36 protein-coding genes and 1 pseudogene are annotated in these 25,197 nt (G+C 41.1%); 27 read left to right on the top strand and 10 right to left on the bottom strand.

The genetic code is table 11. The features are described from left to right. Positions 1 to 544 precede the first annotated feature (544 nt). The 13 genes from ACOJUO_RS12020 to ACOJUO_RS11960 all read left to right on the top strand — a co-directional run bounded on the left by ACOJUO_RS12020 (position 545) and on the right by ACOJUO_RS11960 (position 12,251). A complete protein-coding gene (locus ACOJUO_RS12020; protein ID WP_422138217.1) occupies positions 545 to 1,678 on the top strand; it encodes an ISAs1 family transposase in 1,134 nt (377 codons plus the stop codon). A gap of 302 nt (positions 1,679 to 1,980) precedes the next feature. Beyond that, on the top strand, positions 1,981 to 2,427 hold the full coding sequence (locus ACOJUO_RS12015; protein ID WP_422136924.1) for a UDP-N-acetylglucosamine--LPS N-acetylglucosamine transferase: 447 nt from the start codon (positions 1,981 to 1,983) through the stop codon (positions 2,425 to 2,427). A gap of 12 nt (positions 2,428 to 2,439) precedes the next feature. Further along, positions 2,440 to 2,925, top strand: coding sequence for a glycosyltransferase (locus tag ACOJUO_RS12010; RefSeq protein WP_422139902.1), 486 nt, complete (start codon positions 2,440 to 2,442; stop codon positions 2,923 to 2,925). After that, the gene (locus ACOJUO_RS12005; protein WP_422139901.1) at positions 2,922 to 3,731 is read left to right on the top strand and encodes a hypothetical protein; all 810 of its coding nucleotides are present in this window, start codon (positions 2,922 to 2,924) and stop codon (positions 3,729 to 3,731) included. Before ACOJUO_RS12010 ends, ACOJUO_RS12005 begins: the two co-directional genes overlap by 4 nt. A gap of 120 nt (positions 3,732 to 3,851) precedes the next feature. Continuing rightward, complete coding sequence (locus ACOJUO_RS12000; RefSeq protein ID WP_422139900.1) at positions 3,852 to 5,066, top strand: glycosyltransferase; 1,215 nt, start codon at positions 3,852 to 3,854, stop codon at positions 5,064 to 5,066. Further along, complete coding sequence (locus ACOJUO_RS11995) at positions 5,047 to 6,510, top strand: lipopolysaccharide biosynthesis protein (protein ID WP_422139899.1); 1,464 nt, start codon at positions 5,047 to 5,049, stop codon at positions 6,508 to 6,510. Before ACOJUO_RS12000 ends, ACOJUO_RS11995 begins: the two co-directional genes overlap by 20 nt. Then, on the top strand, positions 6,482 to 7,774 hold the full coding sequence (locus ACOJUO_RS11990) for a polysaccharide pyruvyl transferase family protein (protein WP_422139898.1): 1,293 nt from the start codon (positions 6,482 to 6,484) through the stop codon (positions 7,772 to 7,774). The genes ACOJUO_RS11995 and ACOJUO_RS11990 overlap by 29 nt, the downstream gene beginning before the upstream one ends. A gap of 329 nt (positions 7,775 to 8,103) precedes the next feature. Beyond that, complete coding sequence (locus ACOJUO_RS11985) at positions 8,104 to 9,243, top strand: O-antigen ligase family protein (protein ID WP_422139897.1); 1,140 nt, start codon at positions 8,104 to 8,106, stop codon at positions 9,241 to 9,243. Between the two features lie 279 nt (positions 9,244 to 9,522). Further along, the gene (locus tag ACOJUO_RS11980; RefSeq protein WP_422139896.1) at positions 9,523 to 9,966 is read left to right on the top strand and encodes an acyltransferase; all 444 of its coding nucleotides are present in this window, start codon (positions 9,523 to 9,525) and stop codon (positions 9,964 to 9,966) included. A 154-nt stretch (positions 9,967 to 10,120) separates the two neighbouring features. Continuing rightward, positions 10,121 to 10,765, top strand: a complete 645-nt coding sequence (locus ACOJUO_RS11975; protein ID WP_422139895.1) for a polysaccharide lyase — start codon at positions 10,121 to 10,123, stop codon at positions 10,763 to 10,765. Further along, positions 10,752 to 11,399, top strand: coding sequence for an SGNH/GDSL hydrolase family protein (locus ACOJUO_RS11970; RefSeq protein ID WP_422136916.1), 648 nt, complete (start codon positions 10,752 to 10,754; stop codon positions 11,397 to 11,399). The genes ACOJUO_RS11975 and ACOJUO_RS11970 overlap by 14 nt, the downstream gene beginning before the upstream one ends. Positions 11,400 to 11,608: 209 nt before the next feature. After that, entirely contained in the window at positions 11,609 to 11,857 is a 249-nt protein-coding gene (locus tag ACOJUO_RS11965; RefSeq protein WP_422136915.1) for a sugar phosphate nucleotidyltransferase, read from the top strand. A gap of 106 nt (positions 11,858 to 11,963) precedes the next feature. Beyond that, complete coding sequence (locus ACOJUO_RS11960) at positions 11,964 to 12,251, top strand: four helix bundle protein (protein ID WP_422136914.1); 288 nt, start codon at positions 11,964 to 11,966, stop codon at positions 12,249 to 12,251. On the opposite strand, the gene ACOJUO_RS11955 is transcribed toward ACOJUO_RS11960, so the two are convergent. Both ACOJUO_RS11955 and ACOJUO_RS11950 read right to left on the bottom strand, forming a co-directional pair. Next, the gene (locus tag ACOJUO_RS11955) at positions 12,252 to 12,689 is read right to left on the bottom strand and encodes a type II toxin-antitoxin system VapC family toxin (RefSeq protein ID WP_422136913.1); all 438 of its coding nucleotides are present in this window, start codon (positions 12,687 to 12,689) and stop codon (positions 12,252 to 12,254) included. Continuing rightward, on the bottom strand, positions 12,689 to 12,946 hold the full coding sequence (locus ACOJUO_RS11950) for a type II toxin-antitoxin system Phd/YefM family antitoxin (protein WP_422139894.1): 258 nt from the start codon (positions 12,944 to 12,946) through the stop codon (positions 12,689 to 12,691). The genes ACOJUO_RS11955 and ACOJUO_RS11950 overlap by 1 nt, the downstream gene beginning before the upstream one ends. Positions 12,947 to 13,068: 122 nt before the next feature. Between ACOJUO_RS11950 and ACOJUO_RS11945 the strand changes: the two genes are divergently transcribed. The 6 genes and pseudogenes from ACOJUO_RS11945 to ACOJUO_RS11920 all read left to right on the top strand — a co-directional run bounded on the left by ACOJUO_RS11945 (position 13,069) and on the right by ACOJUO_RS11920 (position 14,954). After that, positions 13,069 to 13,194, top strand: a complete 126-nt coding sequence (locus tag ACOJUO_RS11945) for a hypothetical protein (RefSeq protein WP_422136911.1) — start codon at positions 13,069 to 13,071, stop codon at positions 13,192 to 13,194. An 82-nt stretch (positions 13,195 to 13,276) separates the two neighbouring features. Then, positions 13,277 to 13,420 (top strand): sugar phosphate nucleotidyltransferase, encoded by a 144-nt coding sequence (locus tag ACOJUO_RS11940; RefSeq protein WP_422136910.1) that lies wholly within the window; start codon positions 13,277 to 13,279, stop codon positions 13,418 to 13,420. Then, positions 13,392 to 13,919: pseudogene (locus ACOJUO_RS11935) on the top strand (sugar phosphate nucleotidyltransferase). The gene ACOJUO_RS11940 and the pseudogene ACOJUO_RS11935 overlap by 29 nt, the downstream one beginning before the upstream one ends. Next, positions 13,864 to 14,004 (top strand): hypothetical protein, encoded by a 141-nt coding sequence (locus ACOJUO_RS11930; RefSeq protein ID WP_422136909.1) that lies wholly within the window; start codon positions 13,864 to 13,866, stop codon positions 14,002 to 14,004. The pseudogene ACOJUO_RS11935 and the gene ACOJUO_RS11930 overlap by 56 nt, the downstream one beginning before the upstream one ends. 428 nt (positions 14,005 to 14,432) lie before the next feature. Next, complete coding sequence (locus ACOJUO_RS11925) at positions 14,433 to 14,558, top strand: hypothetical protein (RefSeq protein WP_422139893.1); 126 nt, start codon at positions 14,433 to 14,435, stop codon at positions 14,556 to 14,558. Between the two features lie 132 nt (positions 14,559 to 14,690). Continuing rightward, a complete protein-coding gene (locus ACOJUO_RS11920; RefSeq protein WP_317143429.1) occupies positions 14,691 to 14,954 on the top strand; it encodes a DUF2442 domain-containing protein in 264 nt (87 codons plus the stop codon). Between the two features lie 88 nt (positions 14,955 to 15,042). Here the strand turns inward: ACOJUO_RS11920 and ACOJUO_RS11915 are convergent, their stop codons facing one another. Further along, entirely contained in the window at positions 15,043 to 15,300 is a 258-nt protein-coding gene (locus ACOJUO_RS11915; protein WP_422139892.1) for a type II toxin-antitoxin system Phd/YefM family antitoxin, read from the bottom strand. 183 nt (positions 15,301 to 15,483) lie between these two features. Here ACOJUO_RS11915 and ACOJUO_RS11910 point away from each other — a divergent pair, with 183 nt between their 5' ends. From ACOJUO_RS11910 to nadS, 3 genes are all read left to right on the top strand, one after another. Further along, positions 15,484 to 16,968: a mannose-1-phosphate guanylyltransferase/mannose-6-phosphate isomerase gene (locus ACOJUO_RS11910; RefSeq protein WP_422139891.1), complete on the top strand. Its 1,485-nt coding sequence runs from the start codon at positions 15,484 to 15,486 to the stop codon at positions 16,966 to 16,968. A gap of 231 nt (positions 16,969 to 17,199) precedes the next feature. Further along, positions 17,200 to 17,520, top strand: coding sequence for a type II toxin-antitoxin system RelE/ParE family toxin (locus ACOJUO_RS11905; protein ID WP_422139890.1), 321 nt, complete (start codon positions 17,200 to 17,202; stop codon positions 17,518 to 17,520). Continuing rightward, positions 17,513 to 17,809: a NadS family protein gene (gene nadS, locus ACOJUO_RS11900; RefSeq protein WP_317143432.1), complete on the top strand. Its 297-nt coding sequence runs from the start codon at positions 17,513 to 17,515 to the stop codon at positions 17,807 to 17,809. The genes ACOJUO_RS11905 and nadS overlap by 8 nt, the downstream gene beginning before the upstream one ends. 113 nt (positions 17,810 to 17,922) lie before the next feature. Here nadS and ACOJUO_RS11895 read toward each other — a convergent pair whose 3' ends face one another. The 3 genes from ACOJUO_RS11895 to ACOJUO_RS11885 form a co-directional block, all read right to left on the bottom strand. Continuing rightward, positions 17,923 to 18,171 carry an AbrB/MazE/SpoVT family DNA-binding domain-containing protein gene (locus tag ACOJUO_RS11895; RefSeq protein ID WP_422139889.1) on the bottom strand — a complete coding sequence of 83 codons (249 nt, stop codon included), beginning with the start codon at positions 18,169 to 18,171 and terminating at the stop codon, positions 17,923 to 17,925. Between the two features lie 197 nt (positions 18,172 to 18,368). Beyond that, on the bottom strand, positions 18,369 to 18,563 hold the full coding sequence (locus tag ACOJUO_RS11890) for a hypothetical protein (RefSeq protein ID WP_422139888.1): 195 nt from the start codon (positions 18,561 to 18,563) through the stop codon (positions 18,369 to 18,371). Then, positions 18,560 to 18,844: a type II toxin-antitoxin system Phd/YefM family antitoxin gene (locus ACOJUO_RS11885; protein ID WP_422139887.1), complete on the bottom strand. Its 285-nt coding sequence runs from the start codon at positions 18,842 to 18,844 to the stop codon at positions 18,560 to 18,562. The genes ACOJUO_RS11890 and ACOJUO_RS11885 overlap by 4 nt, the downstream gene beginning before the upstream one ends. Before the next feature lie 428 nt (positions 18,845 to 19,272). Here ACOJUO_RS11885 and ACOJUO_RS11880 point away from each other — a divergent pair, with 428 nt between their 5' ends. Together ACOJUO_RS11880 and ACOJUO_RS11875 are read left to right on the top strand one after the other, a co-directional pair. Continuing rightward, positions 19,273 to 20,361 (top strand): type II toxin-antitoxin system RnlA family toxin, encoded by a 1,089-nt coding sequence (locus ACOJUO_RS11880; RefSeq protein WP_422139886.1) that lies wholly within the window; start codon positions 19,273 to 19,275, stop codon positions 20,359 to 20,361. Between the two features lie 43 nt (positions 20,362 to 20,404). Next, a complete protein-coding gene (locus tag ACOJUO_RS11875) occupies positions 20,405 to 20,701 on the top strand; it encodes a type II toxin-antitoxin system RnlB family antitoxin (RefSeq protein ID WP_422139885.1) in 297 nt (98 codons plus the stop codon). A 66-nt stretch (positions 20,702 to 20,767) separates the two neighbouring features. Here ACOJUO_RS11875 and ACOJUO_RS11870 read toward each other — a convergent pair whose 3' ends face one another. Further along, positions 20,768 to 20,995, bottom strand: coding sequence for a hypothetical protein (locus tag ACOJUO_RS11870; RefSeq protein ID WP_422139884.1), 228 nt, complete (start codon positions 20,993 to 20,995; stop codon positions 20,768 to 20,770). A 254-nt stretch (positions 20,996 to 21,249) separates the two neighbouring features. Continuing rightward, positions 21,250 to 21,510, bottom strand: a complete 261-nt coding sequence (locus ACOJUO_RS11865; protein ID WP_422139883.1) for a DNA-binding protein — start codon at positions 21,508 to 21,510, stop codon at positions 21,250 to 21,252. Between the two features lie 128 nt (positions 21,511 to 21,638). Here ACOJUO_RS11865 and ACOJUO_RS11860 point away from each other — a divergent pair, with 128 nt between their 5' ends. Further along, positions 21,639 to 22,772 carry an ISAs1 family transposase gene (locus tag ACOJUO_RS11860; protein WP_422138217.1) on the top strand — a complete coding sequence of 378 codons (1,134 nt, stop codon included), beginning with the start codon at positions 21,639 to 21,641 and terminating at the stop codon, positions 22,770 to 22,772. Between the two features lie 11 nt (positions 22,773 to 22,783). On the opposite strand, the gene brnA is transcribed toward ACOJUO_RS11860, so the two are convergent. Together brnA and ACOJUO_RS11850 are read right to left on the bottom strand one after the other, a co-directional pair. After that, the gene (gene brnA / locus ACOJUO_RS11855) at positions 22,784 to 23,017 is read right to left on the bottom strand and encodes a type II toxin-antitoxin system BrnA family antitoxin (protein WP_422139882.1); all 234 of its coding nucleotides are present in this window, start codon (positions 23,015 to 23,017) and stop codon (positions 22,784 to 22,786) included. Then, on the bottom strand, positions 23,014 to 23,265 hold the full coding sequence (locus ACOJUO_RS11850; RefSeq protein ID WP_422139881.1) for a BrnT family toxin: 252 nt from the start codon (positions 23,263 to 23,265) through the stop codon (positions 23,014 to 23,016). Before ACOJUO_RS11850 ends, brnA begins: the two co-directional genes overlap by 4 nt. A gap of 83 nt (positions 23,266 to 23,348) precedes the next feature. Here ACOJUO_RS11850 and ACOJUO_RS11845 point away from each other — a divergent pair, with 83 nt between their 5' ends. Beyond that, a complete protein-coding gene (locus ACOJUO_RS11845; RefSeq protein WP_422139880.1) occupies positions 23,349 to 24,731 on the top strand; it encodes a phosphomannomutase CpsG in 1,383 nt (460 codons plus the stop codon). An 83-nt stretch (positions 24,732 to 24,814) separates the two neighbouring features. Further along, positions 24,815 to 25,192, top strand: a complete 378-nt coding sequence (locus ACOJUO_RS11840) for a VanZ family protein (protein ID WP_422139879.1) — start codon at positions 24,815 to 24,817, stop codon at positions 25,190 to 25,192. Positions 25,193 to 25,197: the final 5 nt, after the last annotated feature.

Below are 25,197 nucleotides of genomic sequence, written 5' to 3'. Positions count from 1 at the left end.
CAATAAAAGATGGCACAGAGACACCTAACCTTTTTCTGACCATCTGTGCTGTCACTGCCAGCGCAGAAAGCCAGATGTATTTTGTCAGTGTTATCATCTTCGTTAAGTTTTTGAATGGATGCAAAAGCGACATATCCTCAGTTCTGCCGACAGCTGGCGGAAAATGCGTGAAATTCGCAATGCATTTTCTCACGACTACCCGGAAGCTGAATCAAAGCGGGCTGAGGCGCTTAACATGGCATGAGCTGTGGCTCCCGAACTGATTGAAATCACCGAACAGTTCGAAGCCTATGTACTCAAGCTCCACAATATAAAGTTAGGCGGCGGTCATTGAGAATCAGTCCGGAACAGAAAGACGACATCATCGAGTTGGTCAGGAAAGAGATCAGCCAGCAGGCCAGGGTCTGGCTCTTTGGCTCCAGGGTCTAGGGAAAAATCATGAAAGCCCCCGAAGCCACTGGGCTCAATGGCTATAAGGATTTCTACCTATAGAGTAAAATACACATCCATTGTCTTATACAAAAAAGATTTGGATGTTCTGGAAATGAATGCATTTGATTTAATGAATAGGCTATCTGTCATTTATGACGCACGTCAGCAATGGAAAGTAGATCATAAACTTGCTGATATTCTGCTCTTAACCATCTGTGCTGTCATTGCAGGTTGTGAAGGTTGGGAAGAAATTGAAGACTTCGGCAATGAAAGACTGCAATGGTTAAAAAAGTATGGTGAATTTGGATACGGTATTCCTTCACATCATACAATTTCCAGAGTAGTTGCTGCTATTAACCCAAAGCAATTCCAGAAATGCTTTATTGAGTGGATGCAAGCCTGTCACCAGACAACCAATGGTGAGATCATTGCAATTGATGGAAAAACAGCAAGAGGCTCTTACGATAAAGGCAAGGACAAAGGTGCAATTCACATGGTGAGTGCATTTGCGACTGCAAACGAATTGGTTCTTGGTCAAATTAAAATTAATGATAAAAGTAACGAGATTACCGCCATACCTGAATTGCTCGATCTCCTGGAAATCCGTGGCTGCCTCATCACTATAGACGCCATGGGGTGTCAGAGGGATATTGCCAAGAAAATCGTTGATAAAGGCGCTGATTATTTGTTAGCGGTAAAAGGCAACCAGGGTAAGCTTTATGAAGCATTTGAGAAACATTTCTCTGTTGAAAAAGTGAATCAATGGAATGGTGATACTTTCAGAATCGAAGAGAAAAGCCATGGTAGAATGGAAACACGCCTTCACATTGTAAGTGATACCTTTGATGAGTTCGTTAATTTTTCTTTTGATTGGAAAGGAATGAAAACACTCGGGATTATTTTCTCTGCAAGAATGGAAGATAAAGTGTTCAATGCTGATGATATCAGTGTCCGTTATTATATCTCCTCTGCGAAGTTAACAGCAGAAGAATTTTCACATGCTGCAAGAGAGCATTGGGCGATCGAAAATAAACTCCATTGGAAAATGGATGTTGCAATGCGAGAAGATGATTGTCGAATCAGAAGGGGCAATGCCGCTGAAATGCTCACAGGTTTTCGACATATGGCAGTGAATATGTTGAACAATACCAAAACCTTTAAAGCAGGCTTAAAGCGTAAACAGAAAAAGGCAGCCATGAACACACAATACCTGTCTGAAGTCCTTGCTGGGTGTGGGGTTTCATGATTTTTCCCTACCCATTCAGCGAATTGCCAAGCTGGAAGGTGTACGGTTGGTTTGATGTAGATGTTTTTAGACATTTTAGAGTCAAACTGCTGAACAATACGAAAACCTTCAAAACGGGCCTGAAGAGAAAACAAAAGAAAGCTGCTATAAGTATAAGCTAACTGGCTGATGTCCTTGCTGGGGAGGCGATTTCATAATTTTGCCGTAATGTCTGAGTAGAGCAGAGCAACAGTTAATGATTCAGGATTAAAGAACTACCCCCAGTTGATTAATTGGTTAACTAAAAACGGAATAAATTCAAAATGAAAAAAATTCTTGCTGTGGCTTCCGGTGGTGGTCACTGGAAGCAACTAATTAAATTGAAACCTGAATTAGAAAAAGCAAATATAATATATGCAACAACTATCAAAGGTTTGGCTGAACAAGAGGGTATTAAAAACTCATATATCTTGCCTGAAGCTAGCAGTACTGAAAAGTTAAAAATACCCAATCTTCTTTATGAAGTCATTAAAATGATTGTTAAGGAACGGCCAGATATTATTATTTCGACAGGTGCTGCACCAGGCTTATTAACAATAGTGTGTGGTCGGCTTTTAGGCTCAAAAACACTATGGATCGATAGCATAGCAAATGGTGAAAAACTTTCTATGTGTGGTAGATTATCCACCTTCTTTGCGCATAAAACGCTTTCACAATGGGAAAACCTTTGTGATGGTAGAAAAGTTTTTTATCATGGTTCAATTATTTAAGAGATAAGTACATTGATATTGGTTACTACAGGCACACAGTTTCCTTTTGACCGAATGGTTCTTGCTGTAGACAAGTGGGGCAATATAAATAGTGAAGTAGAGATATTTGCCCAAATTGGTAAAGGTGGAATTAAGCCACAACATATAGAGAGTACTGATTTCTTAACTCCAGTACAGTATTCAAGCTTGCTAAAAAAAACAAAGGTTATAGTAGCGCATGCTGGCATGGGTTCTATTTTAACCGCTTATGAATTGAATATTCCTATTATAATTTTCCCTAGACGTTTTGCTCTTGGTGAGCATAGGAATGATCATCAAACATCAACAGCAAACAAATTTAAAGATGTATCTGGAATCTATGTTGCGACAAATGAAACTGAAATACACAACTACTTAGATAAATGGAATAGATTAAAGAAACCTGAACAAAAAAATAATCCTGAATATTACAAGTTGAAAAATTTCATCAATTCTTTTATTGAAGGGAATGAATTATGAAATTCTTACTTATGACAACTTCAATATTAAGCGAAAAAGCAATAAAGGAACTAGAACGCCTGTTTAACAGTATTGAAGAATCAGAGAACAGGCTAGAAAAAATTAAACACATAGTTCTTCTTCAAAACTTTACAGAAGAATATCAGTTTTTTATAGAAAAACACTCGAGATTAATTGATTTCATGACTTTTGATTCAAAAATGTCTTTATCAAAAGCACGAAATCTAATGTTAGCAAAGGCTAGAAAAGAAGGTACTTTGTCAAATGTTGATATAATTGCTTACCCCGATGACGACTGTTGGTATACAAAAAGTTTTCTGGAATACATTAGCTCTATCTTTGCAAGCAAAAACAACCTTGACTTCTTATTTTGTAAGTATTCATCTAAGCCGGTAGATGCATTGGATAGTAATAAACCAATAAAAGCTAAAATTACTGATCTAATAAAAAATGCTTCATCAAATACTATATTTGCCAGGTCAAATATAGCAATAAATGCAGGTGGCTTTGACGAATCATTAGGTGTGGGCACACCAAATAATGGGGGTGAAGATTTGGATTATGCAATAAAATTATTCTTATCATCTAGGTCAACAGAATTTATTGATAATGAACTGGTTGGTCACAGAGATAAAATGTTAGAACTGAAAGAAAAATATTTCCAAGGTAGCCATATTGCTTTAAGAAAACATGCATTTAAAAAACCAACCCTTTTTTATCAATGGTTTCGAAAATTGATTGTTGGGATCGTATTGATTATTAAAGGAGACATGAATTTTACTAAACTTATGAAGGCTAAATATTAAAGAACGAACACTTCTAGTTCTTTTGAAAAACCATATCAATTTATTGAAAAGACGCTAATGATCCAACGTATAAAATATACAGCATTAATTACAAAGCACACTAACAACTAAACAATGACTATGAAAGCTATTTTTGTATGTGAACGATTACCAAGCTTGGGCTTCAGTGGCGCTCAAAGCTACAACCTTAATATAATTAATGCATTGTTAGACTGTGGTTATGAGGTAACTGTAATAATAACTGGTGACTACTTTCCTGCTATCTTTTCAAGCAAATACGAAATCAAGCATCCACAAGTTAAAACTAAATATGTAAATGCGGTAAAGATTTTTAGTATTTATCTGTCTAAATCATGGCGTTCATTTTTAAGGCCATTAAAAAAAATAAGTTATTTGTTTTTTGATAGTCATAGTCCTCAAAAAAAAATGACAATTGGTAAGTTTTTATCAAAAAGAGATACCAACTCTACAAAAAAACTGATTACGAAAGAATGCAGCTTAGTTGTTGTAGACACAATATTTAGGTCAGCAATTATTGATGAGCTATCGTCAAAAAAAATATTAATAGCGCATGATGTATTTTTTGATCGGACTAAATCATTTCAAAAACGGGGTTATGAAGTATCACCTAGTATTACAAAGGATAAAGAGATTGGTATATGGAAAGAATTTGATTGTATTGCAGCAATCAATATTGAAGAGATGGATTTAATATCTTCATTAATAAAGAATAAGTCAGTGGTAACCATTTATCCAAGTGTTTCTAATAACACCTATCCGGCATTACGTACTTATAATGGATCTAGTATCTTATATATTGGTGCTAATGCAAACCACAATGTTGATGGGCTTAAATGGTTTTTTAATGAAGTTTGGCCAACCATTCTCAAACAGCATCCAAATATACATTTAAATATTATCGGTTCAGTTTGTGATGCTTTTCAAAGCCCGCCAGAAAATGTCAACTTCCTTGGTCGATTAGATTCCATAGAGGAAATTGCTAAAGACTGCCTATTTGCAATCAATCCGGTATTAATGGGGAGCGGGATAAAAATAAAAATTCTTGATTACTTAGCTTTAGGGTTACCGACAATAACCACAAAAGAAGGTGGATACGGGTATCCGAAGGGTGATCATGTGCCATATATTTGTGTATCAACAGCTAGTGAGTATATCAATGCTATTTCTAGCTGGATAGGTGACCGTAAATTAGTAACTGAAAGAGCAGAATATTGTTCGGCTGTTTTAGAGATTTTTACAAGGAAGTCTGCAGCTAAATCAATGGCTGGTTGTTTTAAAAAATTAGGTTTGAATAGTGACACAGATACGATCTAGCTTATTATGGTCAGCAGTAAAAAATTCTCTAGTCCGATTCAGTGGTGCTATTACTTTTATAGTAATGGCCAGGGTTTTGGAAACAGAACAACTAGGTATATTTTCAGCAGTTCTTGCAGTTTTAGCATTCCTAGAAATTTTTAGTGATGGTGGTATTAGTGATGCTCTTATTCAAAGAGAAAAGCTTAATGATATAATATTAAATACTGCTTTTGCTATAAATATTGTCATTGCCCTTATACTGGTTGTTTCGGTATGGTCTTTTTCAGACAACTTGGCTTTTCTTTTGCCAATGGAGGGAATAACAGAAATTCTTAAATTTGGTAGCCTTGCACTATTAATGAACGCTATTGGCTTTGTACCACAAGCGTTACTCAGGAGAAATTTTAAGTTTAAATGGCTGGCAATAAGAGCAGCTTGGGGTGCTCTAATCAGTAGTGTTTTTGGTATAACCCTTGTATTGGCAGGCTTTGGTGTATGGAGCCTACTGGCTCAGTTTCTATTAATGGCTCTTGTAAATGTGGTACTGGTTTGGAAAGGAGTTGACTGGCGTCCAAGCACTTCTTTTTCGATTACAGAAGCCAAACCGCTAGTTAAGTTTGGATCAAATTTAATTGGAGCTAAAGTACTGGATTATTTTTCAAATAGATCTGTAGAAATCTATGTGGTTACAATTTTTGGGCCCGTATCACTTGCTTTGTATGTAATGGGGCAAAGATTATACAGTCTGGCCATGCAAGTTATTTCTGCTGTGACCGTAGATGTATATATGCCCAAGTTTTCATTGTTAAAATCTTCCCATGAGGAACTTAGCAGTTGTTACTATAGAGCAGTAACTGTTACAGCTGCTATTGGCACACCCATATTTATTATACTAGCTATTTTGTCGCCTGAAGTCGTTAATATACTTTACTCGCATAATGGGCAAGGTTCTGAAAGGGTGGCCTTTTATCTTTCTATTTTAGGTGCAATACAAGTTATTCAGTTTTATAATGGTACTCTTCTAAATGCTATAGGGAGGCCAGATCTCACTCTTAAAATACTTTTAGTAAAAAGTATTGGAGTGTTGACATTAATGATATTTGCCACAGAAGTAAGTTTTTCTGACTTTGTTTTTTTCTACTTCACAGTCCAACTTTTTATTGTACCAGCCAGTTTTTTGATGGTCGCAAAATACTCCAAAACCTCATTAATTAATATTGTTAAAAAAACATATCCGTTTTTCTTAGCTTCCACTGCAATGGCGTTTAGTGTTACTCACCTCAGAGATCACCCGTTATTATCTTTGAATAATTCCCTTCTCAGTTTATTTTTACTTGGAATAATTTCAGTATCAATTTATTTTTTTGTTTTGGTGACTTTCTTTAATTCGAAAGCCAATTTAGTTTTGAAAATTGTATTAGGTGATAAATATTATGGTTTTTCACAATCAAAAAAAAAGTAAGGAAACAAAATCAATCAAATCTCAGATTAGAGAGTTTATTTTGCCACCGCTAATGTTTACTTCGTGGTATTTTTTAAAACGCAAGATAACTCCTATCAAAGTTGATAATTGTGTTAAAAAATTGGTATTTTTCTCACCCCATACAAGCAACCCTTTCGGCTCTAAAGGTGATGAAGCAATGCTTATTGCACTTGTCAATAAGTTAAAGGTTCAAAACCCTGATATCGAGTTAGCAATAGCGGTTGAACCTGGAGCATTTGTTTCTCCTTTGAAAAAGCTTGATGTAAAACCAATTGAGTGCTGGTCTTATCCATGGAGCCTTAAAAATATTTTTGCCCATGTAAAGGATTATGATGCAAGTATTTGCATAGGTGCAGATGTTATGGATGGCTATTATTCTGACATTAAGTCACTGCGGCTTTGGCTAATTTCAGATTTGATGGCTCGACATGGAAAAAAAACAATAATAGGAGGGTTTTCATTTAATTCTTTGCCTGCTACTTTTACCAAACTCTTTTTAACTAAATTTATATCAGACAAAATCATTGTAAATTTAAGGGACTCTTGTTCTTTAAAGTGCTATGATCAAATAGCTCGCTTTGATGCCAAACTCGTCGCAGATAATGCATTTATGCTTGCTCCTACTTTAAGTAAAGAAGTGAGTGATATAAAAAAATGGGTTGAGATACAGAAAAATAACAAAAGAATGGTTGTTATTTTTAACATCCACCCGATTTTAGTTCCTGATCGTTCTAAAGAAAAACTGACCTCAATGATTAACAGCTGTGCACAAACTGTTGACTTTATCATATCTGAATATAATGCAAGCGTTTTATTTGTAGCACATGATTTCAGAGATAAAAACACTGGTGATGTTTTTATGTTGAATGCGATTTATTCCAAGTGTAAGAGTGATAAGAGTTATCTTTCAACAGTATTCAATGATATTCCTGCCTCAGACTTAAAGGGTTTAGCATCATTGGCTGATTTGGTGATTACAGGACGAATGCATTTATCAATAGCAGCCTTAGGCTCAGGCGTACCTATATTAGGAATAACCTATCAAGATAAATTTGAGGGTCTTATTAAACATTTCGAACTTCCAAGTTACGTGCTTGCATCACCAGAGAAGATTATTGACGCTTCATTTTTTAAAAAATTTTGTGAGCATGGGATTCATAATGTAGATGAACTCAAAAAAAATGTTCAATCCAAAGTAGAGGTCGTCAGTTCGCTTTCAGAAAAAAACATACGATTAATTTGAACAGTTTAAATGTTGTCTAGTCTCACTCTTGGTAAAACAGTATTTAAGTTACTAACTTGTGATTTTTAATTTGTAAAATTCGGTTTTCAATTCTGGCTTGTTTAAAGGAGGTGCTACTTTGCTTTGGCAGGCGTAGTTCGTATTGCAGCAAAAAGCAAAAAATACTGTTCTTATTCTCGATTAACTAGTTACAAGTTTTTGTGCTTTAAACCATAAGAATTGCTTAAATCAATTACCCCCCACATATGTCATTCGGTAAATTTATACTTTAGTAATCTGTTATAGATTTATAGCCAGGTTGTATTTCAATATTGGTTTTTTAAAAGATAATGATTTTCTACCAGCTTTTTTCATTTTCATTGCTTTTATTAGTATTAAATGTTGGAATGGTTTTTAATGTCGGTTTTGCAAATCCAATAGAAAAATCCTTCCTACTACTTTCAGCATTGGTACTAATTTTTAGACGGCATTTTGATCATAGAATAATAGCAATACTATTTGTTATTTTAATGATCACTCTTTTTAGTGCGATCCTGTCAGATTACTCTGATTTTAGTTGGATTATTTACGGAAAAGCTTTATTTCAAATAATTACAATTTTTATTTTCTTATCTGCCAGATTAACTGAGGCTGAAATAAGGTTCGTCTTAAAGGTGGTTACCTGGCTACCAACTTTTTCAATACTAATTGGTATGTTTTATTGGGTTGCTTTTGGCAGAAGCATATTTAGTTATGAGTTTGCTAGTGGTTTACCTAGGCTACAAGGTTCGTTAATACCTGCCTATCTTGGAGCCTATTGTATTGCAGGTTGTTATTCATCTTTAAGGTATGCTGATACATATGATATACGTTATCTCTGGTTAGTTTTTATTAATACAGTCATACTTATCTTAACTGGAGGGAGAATGGCGCTATTTATTGGTGCTCTTCTCTGCTTTCCAGTTTTCTGGGGTGGCTTCAAAAACTACATGAATCTAAAACGACTCATAATTATTGCAGCAGCTATATTTTTAATTTTATTTTTGATATTGTTGGGCGATGTTATAATTGGTCGTATTTTTCAAACACATTTAAGTGGCAGAGAAATCATTTGGGATTATCTTAACGACGTACTCGCCAAACATTGGTGGTTTGGTGTTGGTTATGGGCATCAGGCTACAATCCTTCCAGATGAGGTTAGAATTTTAGTGGGTGGAACAATAAGTGCGCATAATGAGTATTTGAGAGTCGCAGTGGAAATTGGATACATCCAAACTATTGTATTCTATTCTCTTTTGCTCCTCGCACTTATTCTCAAGGCTAGGCTGACAGAATGTACTAAGCCCTTTGAAATAATTTGGTCCAGCATATTATTTTTATTAATTTGTATAACTGAGAATGCAATTTCTTCAGTTTCTGGTTTTTTGTTCTTAATTGTTGTTGTAATGACTCGCATGGAACCAATGCGTACTTCTATGCGACAACCGTAAACTATTTACCTCTTGCTAGGATTTTGCAATGAGTAATCAAAATAGAATTAGCTCTCGTAGTAAAAGTGGAGGGGACAAAAAACTGTTTTAAATACTTTTGTGTTTTAAAATTTAATAACCAAATAATAAATATAAACTCCCTCAAAAAAGTCTATTAAAAATTAAAAATCCTTCATAGGTTGGGCTTACTACGAGGCTTAGAGACTTATGAAGCTGACATATTCATTTTTTTGAGTGATTCCAATTTAACTTTATTTTCTTTTAAGAACTTAACGAAAGATGACTCTAAACAAATTCCTTTTTTTACAAAGAGCTTTAGTAAAGCTGAGATTGTTTTGGTATACACATTTTTGGGGAATGAAGATACATAAAACAGTCGTTATATCTATGAGTGCAAAACTAGATAAAACCTACCCTAAAGGAGTCAATATAGGTGAATACTCATACTTAGCATTCCGATGCTCAATCCTGACGCATGATATGACTAGGGGGATTAAAACGAATACTATTATTGGCAAAAACTGCTTTATCGGTGCTAACAGCATTATCTTACCAGGCATAACTGTTGGTGATAACAGCATTGTGGCTGCTGGGGCTGTAGTAACAAAAAATGTACCCAACAATTCTATTGTTGTAGGTAATCCGGCAAAGTTATTACGGTCCAATATCTGTGTAGATAAATATGGAGTTCTCATTGCAGAGAATGATCATTCCACGAAATAAAATCCTATTTATTCTCTCGTCTTTTTTACTATTCACTCTGTATGGTTGCACAAGCACCCTTACCAAGGAAAAGCCTGCAACAAGCTGCCAAATCTTATGGAAGCCTAACTCGGAGAATTTAAGATTCAAAGGTAGTTCCGCATCATCTATTATCATGGCGCTTGCTCCAGATGATTCACCGTCACTAAAGAGAAATGTTTTTAAGGGTCCAAATGATATAGCACAAATCAAACTTACTTTATTTGATCGCAATATAACAGCTGCCAGAATAACCTTTGATATTTTTCTTGAAGATGGATTTGAGTTCAGTCGCGGTGGTCATAAGCTACCACTCGGTTTATGGGGTGGCAGTTTGGATAGCAGATGCCTTGCAGGTGGTTGCCCACCTACAAGGCAAGATGGATTCAGTATAAGGTTGATTGAAAATCAAGGACTCCTCGGTTTATACATATATAACCTAAACAGGTCATCAGGTTCGGATAAGAAAGTATATGGCTCTACTCACATTAGCTCCACTTATATTGAATCTAATCGTTGGCACAAAATAGCTATAGATGTTTTCTTGAACTCCCCTAATAGAAACGATGGTATGTCCTATCTCTGGTTGAACGATAAGCTCGTTTTAATTGTGAGAGACTTGATTTTTAGAAATGCAGATGACTGGTTTATTCGTGGACCACTTCTGACTGAACTATGGGGGGGAGATATTTATCTATGGGGCAGTCAATCACCAAAAGATCAGAGTATTTGGTTTAAAAATTACAGAATTAACAAACTAAATTGCCATGAAGATTTATGATTTAATATTTATTGTTTTGATTACTATGATATCGACTCCCACAGAAGCATATGAAAATAAAAATAATATTGAGATCATTGCTATTGGGACAAGCTTGACAAAGCGCGGTATATGGTTAGAAGAATTAAGTAACGAATTAAGCAAATGTTTATCAGCTCCAGTAAAGCACCTAAATTTCGGATACCCTGGTAGAAACATTGAATATGGTTTAAGTCAACTTGATCTTATTCTTAAAAATAGAGCTGATTTTTTTCTTATTGAATTTTCGGTTAACGATGCCGACCTTATTAAAGGTGTAACGTTTACTAAAAGCAAGGAGCAAACAACAACACTAATAAATAATATAAGAACAACTTATCCTGAAGCCAAGATAATCATGATGAAGATGAATCCTGCTCTTGGCTTAAAGAAAGTAATGCGACCTAGGCTTAAATCTTTCTACGATATTTATGACCAGTTTGCCACGCTCCATAATGTATTTGTGATTGATTTTTATGAAAAATGGGAAAGCATACTTTCTGATGAACTTAAAGAAAATATTCCAGATGGGATTCACCCTGCACCCACCTACGCAGCTAGAGTAATGGTTCCACCACTTTTAAAACTCCTAAGTAACGAAAACTGTACTAATTAGTTCTAAATACATAACAAAATAAAATCATATGTTATCTTGCTAGCAGGCTACAAAAACCCAGAAATATACTTAAAAAACTAAATCGCCTTACACCTAATCTTTACTTTAATCGGTAAGCCTTAATATACCTAGTGTTAAATATTATTCCTTTTATTACATGTCAAGATTGACTACATCATTCATTACCTTGAGTTAACGTAAGAATATCTATGTTTTTAACACCCGTCATCATGTCCGGCGGCACCGGCAGCCGCCTCTGGCCCCAGTCCCGCTCTCTATACCCTAAGCAGTTCCTGCCACTGGTAAACGAACAAACCATGTTGCAGAACACACTTTCCTGGCTTGACGGGTTGGATTCGGTATCGGATCCGTTAGTGATTGCCAATGAAGAACACTGCTTCCTGGTAGCAGAGCAAGTCCGCCAGATGGGGGGCGGTGACTTCGGCCATTATTCTTGAACCTGTCGGTAAAAACACGGCACCCGCCGTCGCTCTGGCAGCCCTGAAAGCTCAATCCCTGTCTGAAAAGTAAGACCCATTACTGCTGGTATTGGCTGCGGACCATGTGATTCAGAATGTACAAGCTTTTCATCAGGCGATTGAAGCTGCATTACCTGCGGCAAGCGTTGGTGTATCAGTGCCATCCAATATTGCGGAAGGTGCTGGGCGGGGCAGCAACAAGGATTACTTGCGCTTTCTTTATATTGCCAGAGGTGCACTTCGTGAATTGGAAACACAGCTTATTATCGTAGGTGAGCTGGGTTTTTTTCCACCTGGAACCATATTAGCGAAAGTCGATGGGCTATTCAGAGTGCTGTCAGGCTTAATCAGCGCCATCAAAAAAACTCAATAACTATTCTCTATTCCCAGCCCAAAACTCCCAAGGATTTAACAATTTCACCCCTGTCTGTTCAAAGTCCTTAATGTTCCGGGTAACGACCGTCAGTTGATGGGTGATTGCTGTGGCAGCAATCATGGCGTCCCGCTCGGATTTTGGATTGGGTATATGTAACCGGGCACAGGTCAGGGCAATCGTGGTATCTAGTGGCAAAATGCGCCCCTCGAAAGCGGGTAGCATTCGCTCGTTCATCCATGCTCTGAGCGACCGGCCCTGCACTGGGTCTTTCCTGTCTTTCAACAGGATGCCCATTTCTATTTCCAGGACGCTGATGACTGATAAATAGAGTTCATTCGGTGCCACGGTTGTGGCCCAATGACTCACTGAAGGATGACCTTTGCCTGCACTGCACTTGCGCAGCTCAGACACAACATTAGTATCAAGCAGGTACATCAGAAAAAATCTTCCGGTTTCAGGAAGTTGTCTTTCAGGGGCAGCGCTTCCAGATCGGCTTCCTCCACATCGGGCATCGCCAGCAGCTCGAGTATGTTGGCTGCATTGCGGGTAATCTCTTTATAGTGTTCGATATTAAGCAGGACATGGGTGACGGTCCCTCTGTCGGAAATAAATACCGGCTGCTTGAGCGCAGATCGTTTAGCCTCAGTAACATTCTGGTTGAATGTCCGTGATGAAATGGTCGTTATACTCATATCGAAATCCCTCTGCCCCTATTAACTTTTCACTATTAACTATTCACCACGTAGTAATGTAGCTACATTATTTATGGTTTTCAAAGTTTATAAATAACGTTTATGTGGCGGGCCACCAGGGCATGGTGGGCTCGGCTATTGTTCGTCAGCTGTCTGGACAGGCTGATATAGAACTGATCACCCGAAGTCATGATGAGTTAGATCTGACCAATCAACTGCATCAACACACCAAAGACTACTTTCTTTAATTTTTTTTGGCTGCAAAAGCACGGTGAAAACCTGTGCTAAAAAAAAGTCTGTGCCTCCGTTAACTCTTGGCAAATATCCTCTATGAATTTAATACCCGTTATCATGTCCGGCGGCTCCGGCAGCCGCCTCTGGCCCCAGTCCCGCTCTATATACCCTAAGCAGTTCGGAGTTCCTGCCACTGGTAAACGAACAAACCATGTTGCAGAACACACTTGCCCGGCTTGACGGGTTGGATTCGGTATCTGATCCGTTAGTGATTGCCAATGAAGAACACCGCTTCCTGGTAGCAGAACAAGTTCGCCAGATGGGGCGGCAGACTTCAGCCATTATTCTCGAACCTGTCGGTAAAAACACGGCACCTGCCGTCGCTCTGGTAGCCCTGAAAGCTCAATCCCTGTCTGAAGAGGAATAACCATTACTGCTGGTATTGGCTGCGGACCATGTGATTCAGAATGTTCAGGCTTTTCATCAGGCGATTGAAGCTGCATTACCTGCGGCAAGCGATGGCAAGCTGGTGACCTTTGGTATCGTACCTACCCATCCGGAAACCGGGTATGGCTATATTAAGGCCAGTAAAACGTTAACCGGGAATAGTGAACAGGTTTCTCCGGTAGACAATTTTGTGGAAAAGCCAGATTTAGAAACGGCTCAGGGCTATCTTGCTTCCGGTGACTATTATTCCCATTGGTGTCGTGCATCGACTGGAAAACCCCGGCAAGTTTGACCTTGAGTTGATTGAGGTGCAGAGCGGGGGGTATTTGGGGGAGGATGATATTGTGCGGTTTGAGGATACGTACGGTAGGGTGTGATGAGTCGTGGGTGAATGCCGCCACCCGCTGCCCGCCTCATGTTAATCACAAGCGTTTTGTTCTTTTGGTAAGCGGGCACAGGGCAGCGTTTCTTGGCATTAACTATTCCCTCATAAGCCAAAGGTGATTGCTCCCCGCCCTGTCGAGGGTGTTGCAAAACTCCAACAACTCGTTCCCACGCTCTGAGGTTGTCGCAAAACTCCAACGGCTCGTTCCCATGCTCTGAGGTCGTCATTCCCGCGAAGGCGGGAATCCAGCGCCAACGGCGGATCTCTGTCTCGGGGATGACAAGGCCAGGGGGCACCGGGCGGTTTGGTTCTGGTGGTGAGTCAGTGTGGATTCCTGCCTTCGCGTGAATGACGAGAGTGAAGTCGGGGATGACAAGGCCAAGGGGGCACCGGGCAGTACGGTTCTGGTGGTGAGTCAGTGTGGATTCCCGCCTTCGCGGGAATGACGAGAGTGAAGTCGGGGTTGACAAGGCCAGGGGGGGCACCGGGCAGTGTGGTTCTGGTAGTGAGTCAGTTTGGATTCCCGCCTTCGCGGGAATGACGTGAATGAAGCCGGGAATGACGTGAATGAAGCCAGGAATGTCGGGAGTCAACTCGTTCCCACGCTGGAGTCAGTTTTGCGACACCCTCTAAGGGCAATAGATCTCCAACCACTTGGGCGTATAGCAGGAGCTGATAATGATTAAAATTGTTCAGGCTGTTTATCAGACAAGGCTGGAAATAAAGCTTCGCTTTTCTGATGGCAGCTTTGGTGTTATGGATTTTAGTGAAATGTTGTCACATAAAACCAGCCTTACCCTGGCTTTAGAGGATGGCGTTTTTTTTCAGCGCTTCTTTATCGAGCTGGGTGCTCTTTGCTGGCCTAATGGCCTGGAGTTCAGTGCGGGCAGCCTTTATAAAAGGCTGGAAGAATCCGGTAAACTGGTTAAGCCAGCTGCGTAGGAATTGTCCTCTAAATAAGTTGCCTATGGGGCAAATAAGCTTTTAAATTTGCGTAGCTCCGAGACAACGTTGGTATCAAGCAGGTACATCAGGAAAAATCTGCCGGTTTCAGAAAGCTGTCTTTTAAAGGCTCTGCTACCAGATCGACATCCTTCGCTTCGGGCATGGCCAGCAGTTCAAGAATATTGGCAGCATTGCGGATGATCTCTTTATAGTGATCAAAATTGAGCAGGACGTGAGTAACGGTCCCTCTATCGGAAATAAATACCGGTTGCTTCAGTGCCGATCGTTTAGCCTCTGTGACATTCTGGTTGAATGTTCGTGATGTAATGGTCGTCATACTCATTTCGATGCTCCTGTTCATATTTAATACCAATCAAACTTTCTAACTCCCTATTGCGCTGAAGATTTGAGTCTTAATCCTGTGTTGGCGATCGTCGCCTTGTCTTAAGGCTCAAATCTCCATGCTTATCACAAGTATATTAAGACACCAAAGATTATTTTTTAAAAAGACTGCACCTTAAAAATTATGAATTTAATACCCATAATCATGTCCGGCGGCTCCGGCAGCCGCCTCTGGCCCCAGTCCCGTTCTTTATACCCAAAGCAGTTTCTGCCGCTGGTCAATGAACAGACCATGCTGCAAAACACATTGAGCCGGTTGGATGGGCTAAACTCTGTTTCCGCTCCAATGGTGATTGCCAATGAAGAGCATCGCTTCCTGGTAGCAGAGCAGTTTCGCCAGATGAATCGCAAAGCCTCTGCAATTATTCTGGAGCCAGTGGGGCGGAATACTGCACCTGCTGTTGCCTTGGCTGCTTTAAAAGCCAAGACCCTCTCCGAAGATGAAGAACCGCTGTTATTGGTATTGGCTGCGGATCATGTGATTAATGATGTCAATGCTTTTCATCAGGCTGTTGAGGCTGCGTTGCCTGCGGCTCTTGATGGCAAGCTGGTCACTTTCGGGATTGTGCCTGGTCATCCGGAAACAGGGTACGGTTATATAAAAGCCTTGAACGACAGTGAGACAAAGGCACAAGGTTTTTCTTCTGATGAGCAAAAAGAAACCTTTGAGCCTTTGAGCCTTTCTGCTGAAAAAATAATGCCTGTGGAGCAGTTTGTAGAGAAACCAGATCTGGAAACGGCACAGGGTTATCTGGCTACAGGTGACTATTACTGGAACTCCGGCATGTTCCTGTTCAAAGCCTCGCGCTATCTGGAGGAATTGAACAAGTTCCGTCCGGATATTCTGGAAGCCTGCCAGAAAGCCATGGAAGTACAAACTGCTGATCTGGACTTCGTCCGTTTGGATGAATTGGCCTTTAAAGCCTGCCCGGAGGAGTCCATAGATTACGCCGTGATGGAAAAAACCACCGATGCAGTGGTGGTTCCCTTGGATGCAGGCTGGTCTGATGTTGGCTCCTGGTCATCGCTGGCAGATATTTCTGAAAAAGATGAAGTTGGAAACTCCACCCTGGGTGATGTTCTGCTTCATGATACCCGTAACACTTACGTGCGCAGTGAGAAAAAACTGATTGCCACCTTGGGCGTCGATGATCTGGTGATCACCGAAAGCGACGACGCCATTCTGGTGGCCCATAAGAACCGGGTGCAGGATGTTAAAAAGATTGTTGAACGGCTAAAGGCAGCTAACCGGTCTGAAGCTAAATTGCACCGTAAGGTTTATCGCCCCTGGGGTGCTTATGACTCCATCGATATGGGCGACCGCTTCCAGGTTAAGCGCATTACTGTTAAGCCGGGTGCGCAGCTTTCTTTACAGATGCACCATCACCGGGCCGAGCACTGGATTGTTGTCAAAGGCACAGCGCTGGTCACCAATGGCGATCAGGAAATTCTGCTGACTGAAAACCAATCGACTTATATTCCTATTGGTGTCGTGCATCGACTGGAAAACCCCGGCAAGTTTGACCTTGAGTTGATTGAGGTGCAGAGCGGCGGGTATCTGGGTGAGGATGATATTGTGCGGTTTGAGGATACTTACGGTAGGGCTTGATTGACGCCGCCCGCTGCCTGAAAAAGCACAGCTCTTGTCTTTTATGGGGAGCGGGAGGCGAGCGGCGCCTTAACTGTTCATTTTAAACGCTTTGGTGATTACCGGCCGTATTTCGATATACCGGTGACCAGGCTGGAGTATGATTTGCTTATTTCCCAGACGCCTTGATGTTTCACAATTTGCAGAAATCCCACATTGTGGTACATTGATTACTACAAAATGGGATTAAATATGGAATTTGTAGAAGCCAGCATATTTACCAAAATCATCACCCAGCTCATGTCTGATGATGAGTATCGATCCATGCAAAAAGCCTTGATCGCACAGCCTGATCTTGGCAGTGTTATCAAAGGTACTGGGGGGCTACGGAAGTTCCACTGGAAGTTGGGTGACTCGGGAAAGCGAGGAGGTGTGCGAACGATCTATTACTGGCAGGTCAGTGAGGAAACCTTCTACATGCTGTATGCCTACACCAAAAACCGACAAAAAGACTTAACAAGTGCCGAGAAAAAGTTACTGTCAGAACTAGCGAGGGAGTTTTGCAATGAGTGACCATGAATTTAACTTTGATGAATTGGTGGAGAGCGTCAGGGAAGCGATCGACATTAACAAAGGTATTAAGAAACCTTCACGGTCGTTCAAATATGAAGAGATTGACGTCTTTGCTATCAGGAAGGCAACGCACCTTTCACAGGAGAAGTTTGCCGCCCTCCTTGGTGTGAGCATCAAGACAGTACAGAGTTGGGAACAAAAGGTGAGAAAACCGCTCGGGCCAGCCAGATCGCTACTTATTATGTTTCGCAACAACCCTGCCCAGGCAATGGCTTTGCTTCATCAATGAGAACTCGAGATAGACCTGTTAACGAAGGATTCTCGAAAAAGAAAAAAGATTTTATGCGGGCTGTTCAATGTGTTGCGAGCCACAGCGCAACAGCACATTGGTAGCCACAGCAGTCATTGTTTGTCCCGGAATTTTCTGGCGGCTTTGCCTTTGATGGCTTTTTTGGTGTTCTCTGGCGTCAGGGGCAGATGGGGATCAGCGGATAATTTGATGGTGCCAGAGAGATCATCGGAGTTCATTTTTACCAAATGTGCCACACCGTCAAGCTCGAAAACCTGTATAAAGTCACCTGGTTTTAGCCCGAGCTTTTGGCAGATGCTTTGAGGAATAGTCACTTGCCTCTTGGCCGTTAATTTATGCACATCGCACCTCTTTATGTATCTCTTTATGTATAACTACGTTGCAATAGTAATACTATCTGTAGGCACAGATTGTACACAGGGCAAATGTTAGCGCTAACCGCTGCCCGAAAAAGCGGAAAATGATCTTGACCAGCTACAAACTTCGCTGTTTCTGTTGGACGCGTCAATCAGGATGCAGGTATCAGGGAATACTCGTTTCACTGGTTGATCTCCGAACGGTTATCTTCCAGTAATGCTTCAAATTCCACAGGCTCCAGAGAAGGCTGGAAGCGATCAAATATCTCATCAATACTTGGTCTTACTTTTTTGTCAGGTACCTGCAGGATGATTTCTCCAGAAGGAGTCATGGATATCATTAACTCTGAACCTTTTTTTAAATCGAGAATGATCATTGCATGGCTTTCCATGGCTCATTGGTGCATTCCGTGAGATCATTGGCCCGTGCTTTTGACGCCAGCTCGTTCAGGGCTTTACGGGCTGATTGTCTCAGGGCGACCGGTGAGGCAATGGTGACCAGCGCTTCGCCATTGGAAGTGACCGTAACTGGTTGACCTGACTGAGCTTTTTTTAGATAGCTCAACAGGTTGGCTCGTAGTTCACTGATATTGATCTGTTCCATAGTCATCTCGTTTTTTACGTAAATTTTGTACAAAATAGCAGATTCAGAGAACAAGAGGCTTGCTTATTGACGTGATTTAATCCTGTTATACTTGTTGGCCCTCTTTAAGTGATACTGGCAAATTTGACCTTGAACTGATCGAGGTTCATAGCGGGGTGTCTGGGTGAAAAGAAGCCGGGGTCTGGTCTTTCTTTGTACATAACCAGCAATTCTAGTCATACATTTTTGACTTTGAGCACAGAGCGGGGAGTGTCTTGCGGAGGTTGATATTGTGCGGTTTGTGGTCACTTACGGTAGAGTGTGATGGTTTGTGCCGGTATGGTCAGCCGGATCTATGCAGTGAAAAAAACTGATAATCAGGAGGTCATCGTTTTTGGTTATTAGTTAAACTTTCCTCACTATTTCAGAAAGGGTTGCTAAACTTTTGCCGTTCCTTTCTATTAAGTTGTGAAAAAACTAGCGCCTTATTGGAGTTATCGGCAATGAGCAACTACAAAAGTCTGAATTTAAAAAGAGAGTCGATTGATAGTTATATTGAGGAATTTGCAGAATCCAACTCCTTAAGCTTAAGAGCAAATCAAATTGTCGGCAACAAGAGAAAAAGGATTAAGATAGGTTATGTCGGAGTAGATGATGCTATCATCGATCTACATTTGAATAATGATGGAACCACAAGTATTAATCACAAGCTTGGTAAAAACCAAGAACTCGGTGCAAAGCTTGCTAATTTTCTCTTGGAAACAATAGATCCTCATGAGTTTCTTACAGTTAACTACACTCTAAAAGGCATTTATGCTGATGATATTGAGCCCGTCATAGAAGAGGTTAACAACTGCTTTTTGGATAATGGTGCTAATGAGTTTGAAATATCTATTGATCAAGAGAACGATGTACGTAAAGTGTTCAAGATCACCAGTCTTCAGCATCAGGACACGATTACAGTTACTCACTTTAAAACCAGTAACTTGTTAGCAATACAAGGGAAACCGCTGTTTTCATACAGGCGATTAATTTATTTGCTTACTGAGTTGCTTGATCTGGCTGGCTTGCAGGCAGTTTTAAGCCGGACAGAAGAAAATACAGCCCAGATAGTAAGAGCTGAATTGGCCCAAGACTATCTTAAAAATCAACTGACTGACTCGTTTGAATATTTATCCAAAACCATCAAGGAGTTGTTAGTTGCGGGCTGCTGTGTGAAACTTGCATCTCCTAAGCTGCCTGAGTACTCCATGCTGTTGTTTCCTGACCTGAGAGCATTAGAGGGGGTATTAAGATCTATGCTATGCGATTGTGGGATGTATCCTGGTGATGAAAAGTCTGGTTTTGGAGCTTTCTTCTCAGTTGTAGGTGAGAATGTAGCGCTAAAAAAAGAGTTCAAGGATCGCATTGGATCAGTCGATAGGGTAAAGGCATTTGAAAGAACCTATGCGTTTTTCAGGAAGCACCGGCACACCTTATTTCATATGGAAGACTTCACGGACGCAAGCAGGAAAATTGATACGCTCGAGAAAGCTATAGAGCTAAGCAAGGATTGTTACAAGTTAATCAATAACTTATACAGGTTGCAATAATAAAATGATTAAATTTCGCAAGGTCGATAACTCGGAAATAGCAGTGATTACTGCTATTGCTGGATATCATCCTATGCAACATTTAAAAGCATTGAGTGCTGAGCTTAATTCTATTGATTATTGTGGCGTTGTCGTATTTGACCTTTTGGTTTTTAATGGCCAGAGTGATAACCGTTTTGCAACATTATTTTTTAATGGAAAAAGCTTCGACAGAGCATCATTTAAGACTCCAACTGATATTGATCAAAATTTGATAAATAAACAGGATAATTACTTTCGTACTCATCCAGATTTACTGAAAAAGAGTGTATTGTCTTTTTCAGAGCTGAAAAACTTCTAAAAGAAAACCTAAAGAAAAATTCTGGGACAAGGTTTTCTTTTTGAAAGTCGTTAGCCGTATAAAGTTTTAGCCGGGAAGTCGGGATAGTATGATTTTTAACGTTCCTTTGATTTCCCCAACATCTTCCTTCAGGACTGTGACATCCGATTTCAATGCAGCAATTTCTCTATCCTGATGATCAAACCTCCGGAGCATTTCGCCACGGGTATCGCTGGCATATGCGACCCTACCCGTCAGGGTGTCTCGGATATGGTCAAGTTCTGTGTCAGACGTTCGGTGATTTCTCAAGCTCATGCTTTACTCCTGAAAGGTGGCTGAGGGATCAGCGTAGCACACAAAAAGAAATTGGCATTTCGATGAGTTAGTGAATTTTTCCCTTGACTGGCCGGGTTCAAAACCCCTGGGAATAGCGCTGTCATCGCAAGAAATTGGAGGTGAGCTGGTAAATCTGGATGGTGTCCGCAAATGCTGTTACAGCGATTCTGCAGAATTAAAGTCCGAGCAATTAGTTTACCAGCAACACTTATTCCCGATTCTTTCATGACTGGTCATCCAGTCTGTCCAGAATTTTCAGAGCTTCCTTTGCCCGACAACATTCGATGCAGGCTTTTGCCGGATTTTTGGGTAGTATTCGCCAGCTGCTCGAAACCGACCGTGGCATTCACCAGATCCCTCAGAACCATTCGGGCGGCATCGGGCTCACCGTTAAGGAACAGGGTTACGGCTTCGTCCAGAAGAGCACAGGCAAAATCAGGGTCTCGTTCCGCCCGGGCTTGTAGTGTCTGTTTGAAATCCCGTGCTGATGACATACTAACTCCGTAGGGAAAAATCATGAAAGCCCCCGAAGCCACTGGGCTCAATGGCTATAAGGATTTCTACCTATAGAGTAAAATACACATCCATTGTCTTATACAAAAAAGATTTGGATGTTCTGGAAATGAATGCATTTGATTTAATGAATAGGCTATCTGTCATTTATGACGCACGTCAGCAATGGAAAGTAGATCATAAACTTGCTGATATTCTGCTCTTAACCATCTGTGCTGTCATTGCAGGTTGTGAAGGCTGGGAAGAAATTGAAGACTTCGGCAATGAAAGACTGCAATGGTTAAAAAAGTATGGTGAATTTGGATACGGTATTCCTTCACATCATACAATTTCCAGAGTAGTTGCTGCTATTAACCCAAAGCAATTCCAGAAATGCTTTATTGAGTGGATGCAAGCCTGTCACCAGACAACCAATGGTGAGATCATTGCAATTGATGGAAAAACAGCAAGAGGCTCTTACGATAAAGGCAAGGACAAAGGTGCAATTCACATGGTGAGTGCATTTGCGACTGCAAACGAATTGGTTCTTGGTCAAATTAAAATTAATGATAAAAGTAACGAGATTACCGCCATACCTGAATTGCTCGATCTCCTGGAAATCCGTGGCTGCCTCATCACTATAGACGCCATGGGGTGTCAGAGGGATATTGCCAAGAAAATCGTTGATAAAGGCGCTGATTATTTGTTAGCGGTAAAAGGCAACCAGGGTAAGCTTTATGAAGCATTTGAGAAACATTTCTCTGTTGAAAAAGTGAATCAATGGAATGGTGATACTTTCAGAATCGAAGAGAAAAGCCATGGTAGAATGGAAACACGCCTTCACATTGTAAGTGATACCTTTGATGAGTTCGTTAATTTTTCTTTTGATTGGAAAGGAATGAAAACACTCGGGATTATTTTCTCTGCAAGAATGGAAGATAAAGTGTTCAATGCTGATGATATCAGTGTCCGTTATTATATCTCCTCTGCGAAGTTAACAGCAGAAGAATTTTCACATGCTGCAAGAGAGCATTGGGCGATCGAAAATAAACTCCATTGGAAAATGGATGTTGCAATGCGAGAAGATGATTGTCGAATCAGAAGGGGCAATGCCGCTGAAATGCTCACAGGTTTTCGACATATGGCAGTGAATATGTTGAACAATACCAAAACCTTTAAAGCAGGCTTAAAGCGTAAACAGAAAAAGGCAGCCATGAACACACAATACCTGTCTGAAGTCCTTGCTGGGTGTGGGGTTTCATGATTTTTCCCTAACTAACTCCGCCTTCCCTGATCCAGTCTTTCGGCCAGCCAGGTTTTGACCACAGCTTGCCGGGCAATACCAAGCCTTGCTGCCTCGCGATCGAGCGCGGCGATCATCCACGCAGGAAAGTCGATATTGATTCGACGGGTTTCCAGGCCGGGACGCTGAGCGCTGGACCAGTCAATATGTTCATCAATGCTGTCGTGGCCCTCATCAAAGGCCTGGTCAAATTCTTTGGCTTTCATAAGCGGCTATTCTTTTTGGATCTTGAGCGACGTACTGAAATAATTCGGTTTTTATCTTCACGTGGCGTAAATACGGCAGTCCAGTGCTTCTCAGCGTATTTGGCAATGAGTAGGAAAAGAGACTCATCAGAAATCAAGGTCTTGATAATCACTCGATTTTCATCCAGCCAGAGGTTCTGGGCCTGCTCGAAATCAATGCCATGTTTTTCCAGGTTGCCGAGGCTTTTTGCTGGATCATACTCAAACATGATTATTTAGGTATCCAATATATATCTACAGGACACCTTAAATATATGTCAATGTATACTGTTTTTCACTTCTGGTGTTATAGATGAGTACACTTAACTGTTTCAAGGCTTACGATATCCGTGGCCGCATGCCTGATGAATTGAATGAAGCTGTCGCCTGGCGGATTGGCCGGGCAACAGCGGAATATCTAAAACCCAAAACCATGGTGGTGGGGGGCGATATTCGCTTGTCTACGCCTGAGTTAAAAGCTGCTCTGAGTGACGGTCTTCGGGCAGGCGGGGCGGATGTGATTGATATCGGCCTTTGTGGCACTGAAGAGGTTTACTTTGCCACATCGCACCTGAAGGCAGATGGCGGCATTATGGTCACGGCCAGCCATAACCCGAAAGACTACAACGGGATGAAGCTGGTGCGGGAAGAAAGCAAGCCGATTTCCGGGGATACCGGGTTGCGTGAAATTCAGCGGTTGGCTGAAGATGTGTTTGTGGAGCCAAATAGAACGGGCTCCCCGGATACCCCATTAGGTTCTTATCGGCAGATCAGCAACCTTGCTCCCTATGTGGATCACATTCTGGGGTATATCAAACCGGATGAGCTAAAGCCTCTGAAACTGGTGGTCAATGCCGGCAATGGCGCTGCCGGGCATGTGATTGATGCCATTGAGGAACGGTTTAAGGCATCTGAAGTGCCGGTGGAGTTTGTGAAGATTCACCATGAGCCGGATGGTCACTTTCCCCATGGCATTCCTAACCCGTTATTACACGACTGTCGGCAGGCAACGGTGGATGCGGTTCTTGAGCACAAGGCCGATATGGGCATTGCCTGGGATGGGGATTTTGACCGTTGCTTCCTGTTTGATGAAAAAGGCCAGTTTATTGAGGGGTATTATATTGTCGGGCTGTTGGGCGAGGCGTTTTTGGCTCACTATCCCGGTGCGAAAATTATCCATGACCCCCGATTGACCTGGAATACTATTGATCAAGTTGCCAGTGCCGGTGGTGTGCCAGTGTTGTGTAAAACCGGCCATGCTTTTATTAAGGAACGGATGCGGGAAGAAGATGCGGCCTATGGCGGAGAGATGAGCGCGCACCATTATTTCCGTGACTTTGCCTACTGTGATTCCGGGATGATTCCCTGGTTACTGGTGGCGGAGTTGATGTCCCATAAAAACAAGAAGCTTTCTGAACTGGTGGCCGAGCGGATTGCCCTGTTTCCATCCTCTGGTGAGATCAACAGTACATTGGATAATCCACAAGCGGCTATTGATCGCACTCTGGCAATTTATGAAAAGGATGCGGTGGCGGTGGACCATACCGATGGTATCTCTCTGGACATGGGTGACTGGCGATTTAACTTGCGCCTTTCTAACACTGAGCCAGTGATTCGGCTGAATGTGGAAAGCCGGGGGGATGTGGCGCTGATGGAAGAAAAAACATCTGAACTGTTGAGTTTGATTCGGCAGTGATTGTTTTGGACACGGAGGCATGGAGTTTTTCTTTTTAAAAAACTCATTCTCTGTGCCTTTGTCGCCAATAAACAGGGTTGTGAATGGTACGGATTATAGCGGCTGGCTGGCTGGCCTTTGTGGTGATTCTTTCCGCCAGTAAGAGTCTGGGCTATGGCAAATGGGCCTGGGGCAGTATTGAGCATTTTCTGGGCGGCAATTTGCAGATGCATTTTGTCATGGCGTTTATCCTCTCTGCATTGGCACATCTGGCCAGCTCAGGATTCTGGCAACGGGGCTGGTTGTTAATACTGTTGATTATTGGCTGTGCACTGGATGAAAGCGTGCAGTTTTTTTTACCCCTACGAAATTTTGACCCGCTGGATTTTCTCGTAACCTGTATCGGGTTGTTGTTGGCTGCTTTGCCGTTTATGGTAGCGCAGTGGAGAATTCTGAAGAAGAGTTGTACTCCAAAAAGATAGAGTCT

The organism is Endozoicomonas sp. ALC020 (genome assembly GCF_049275935.1).
Taxonomy (GTDB): domain Bacteria; phylum Pseudomonadota; class Gammaproteobacteria; order Pseudomonadales; family Endozoicomonadaceae; genus Endozoicomonas_A.
This window is presented reverse-complemented; position numbering and strand designations above follow the sequence as displayed.

Bases quoted from the DNA above. Each gene is read 5' to 3' on its own strand.
- ACOJUO_RS12020 (WP_422138217.1), top strand. From the start codon at position 545: ATGAATGCATTTGATTTAATGAATAGGCTATCTGTCATTTATGACGCA.
- ACOJUO_RS12015 (WP_422136924.1), top strand. From the start codon at position 1,981: ATGAAAAAAATTCTTGCTGTGGCTTCCGGTGGTGGTCACTGGAAGCAA.
- ACOJUO_RS12005 (WP_422139901.1), top strand. From the start codon at position 2,922: ATGAAATTCTTACTTATGACAACTTCAATATTAAGCGAAAAAGCAATA.
- ACOJUO_RS12000 (WP_422139900.1), top strand. From the start codon at position 3,852: ATGAAAGCTATTTTTGTATGTGAACGATTACCAAGCTTGGGCTTCAGT.
- ACOJUO_RS11990 (WP_422139898.1), top strand. From the start codon at position 6,482: ATGGTTTTTCACAATCAAAAAAAAAGTAAGGAAACAAAATCAATCAAA.
- ACOJUO_RS11985 (WP_422139897.1), top strand. From the start codon at position 8,104: ATGATTTTCTACCAGCTTTTTTCATTTTCATTGCTTTTATTAGTATTA.
- ACOJUO_RS11980 (WP_422139896.1), top strand. From the start codon at position 9,523: ATGACTCTAAACAAATTCCTTTTTTTACAAAGAGCTTTAGTAAAGCTG.
- ACOJUO_RS11975 (WP_422139895.1), top strand. From the start codon at position 10,121: ATGGCGCTTGCTCCAGATGATTCACCGTCACTAAAGAGAAATGTTTTT.
- ACOJUO_RS11970 (WP_422136916.1), top strand. From the start codon at position 10,752: ATGAAGATTTATGATTTAATATTTATTGTTTTGATTACTATGATATCG.
- ACOJUO_RS11965 (WP_422136915.1), top strand. From the start codon at position 11,609: ATGTTTTTAACACCCGTCATCATGTCCGGCGGCACCGGCAGCCGCCTC.
- ACOJUO_RS11955 (WP_422136913.1), bottom strand. From the start codon at position 12,689: ATGTACCTGCTTGATACTAATGTTGTGTCTGAGCTGCGCAAGTGCAGT.
- ACOJUO_RS11950 (WP_422139894.1), bottom strand. From the start codon at position 12,946: ATGAGTATAACGACCATTTCATCACGGACATTCAACCAGAATGTTACT.
- ACOJUO_RS11945 (WP_422136911.1), top strand. From the start codon at position 13,069: ATGGTGGGCTCGGCTATTGTTCGTCAGCTGTCTGGACAGGCTGATATA.
- ACOJUO_RS11940 (WP_422136910.1), top strand. From the start codon at position 13,277: ATGAATTTAATACCCGTTATCATGTCCGGCGGCTCCGGCAGCCGCCTC.
- ACOJUO_RS11920 (WP_317143429.1), top strand. From the start codon at position 14,691: ATGATTAAAATTGTTCAGGCTGTTTATCAGACAAGGCTGGAAATAAAG.
- ACOJUO_RS11915 (WP_422139892.1), bottom strand. From the start codon at position 15,300: ATGAGTATGACGACCATTACATCACGAACATTCAACCAGAATGTCACA.
- ACOJUO_RS11910 (WP_422139891.1), top strand. From the start codon at position 15,484: ATGAATTTAATACCCATAATCATGTCCGGCGGCTCCGGCAGCCGCCTC.
- ACOJUO_RS11905 (WP_422139890.1), top strand. From the start codon at position 17,200: ATGGAATTTGTAGAAGCCAGCATATTTACCAAAATCATCACCCAGCTC.
- nadS (WP_317143432.1), top strand. From the start codon at position 17,513: ATGAGTGACCATGAATTTAACTTTGATGAATTGGTGGAGAGCGTCAGG.
- ACOJUO_RS11890 (WP_422139888.1), bottom strand. From the start codon at position 18,563: ATGATCATTCTCGATTTAAAAAAAGGTTCAGAGTTAATGATATCCATG.
- ACOJUO_RS11880 (WP_422139886.1), top strand. From the start codon at position 19,273: ATGAGCAACTACAAAAGTCTGAATTTAAAAAGAGAGTCGATTGATAGT.
- ACOJUO_RS11870 (WP_422139884.1), bottom strand. From the start codon at position 20,995: ATGAGCTTGAGAAATCACCGAACGTCTGACACAGAACTTGACCATATC.
- ACOJUO_RS11865 (WP_422139883.1), bottom strand. From the start codon at position 21,510: ATGTCATCAGCACGGGATTTCAAACAGACACTACAAGCCCGGGCGGAA.
- ACOJUO_RS11860 (WP_422138217.1), top strand. From the start codon at position 21,639: ATGAATGCATTTGATTTAATGAATAGGCTATCTGTCATTTATGACGCA.
- brnA (WP_422139882.1), bottom strand. From the start codon at position 23,017: ATGAAAGCCAAAGAATTTGACCAGGCCTTTGATGAGGGCCACGACAGC.
- ACOJUO_RS11850 (WP_422139881.1), bottom strand. From the start codon at position 23,265: ATGTTTGAGTATGATCCAGCAAAAAGCCTCGGCAACCTGGAAAAACAT.
- ACOJUO_RS11845 (WP_422139880.1), top strand. From the start codon at position 23,349: ATGAGTACACTTAACTGTTTCAAGGCTTACGATATCCGTGGCCGCATG.
- ACOJUO_RS11840 (WP_422139879.1), top strand. From the start codon at position 24,815: ATGGTACGGATTATAGCGGCTGGCTGGCTGGCCTTTGTGGTGATTCTT.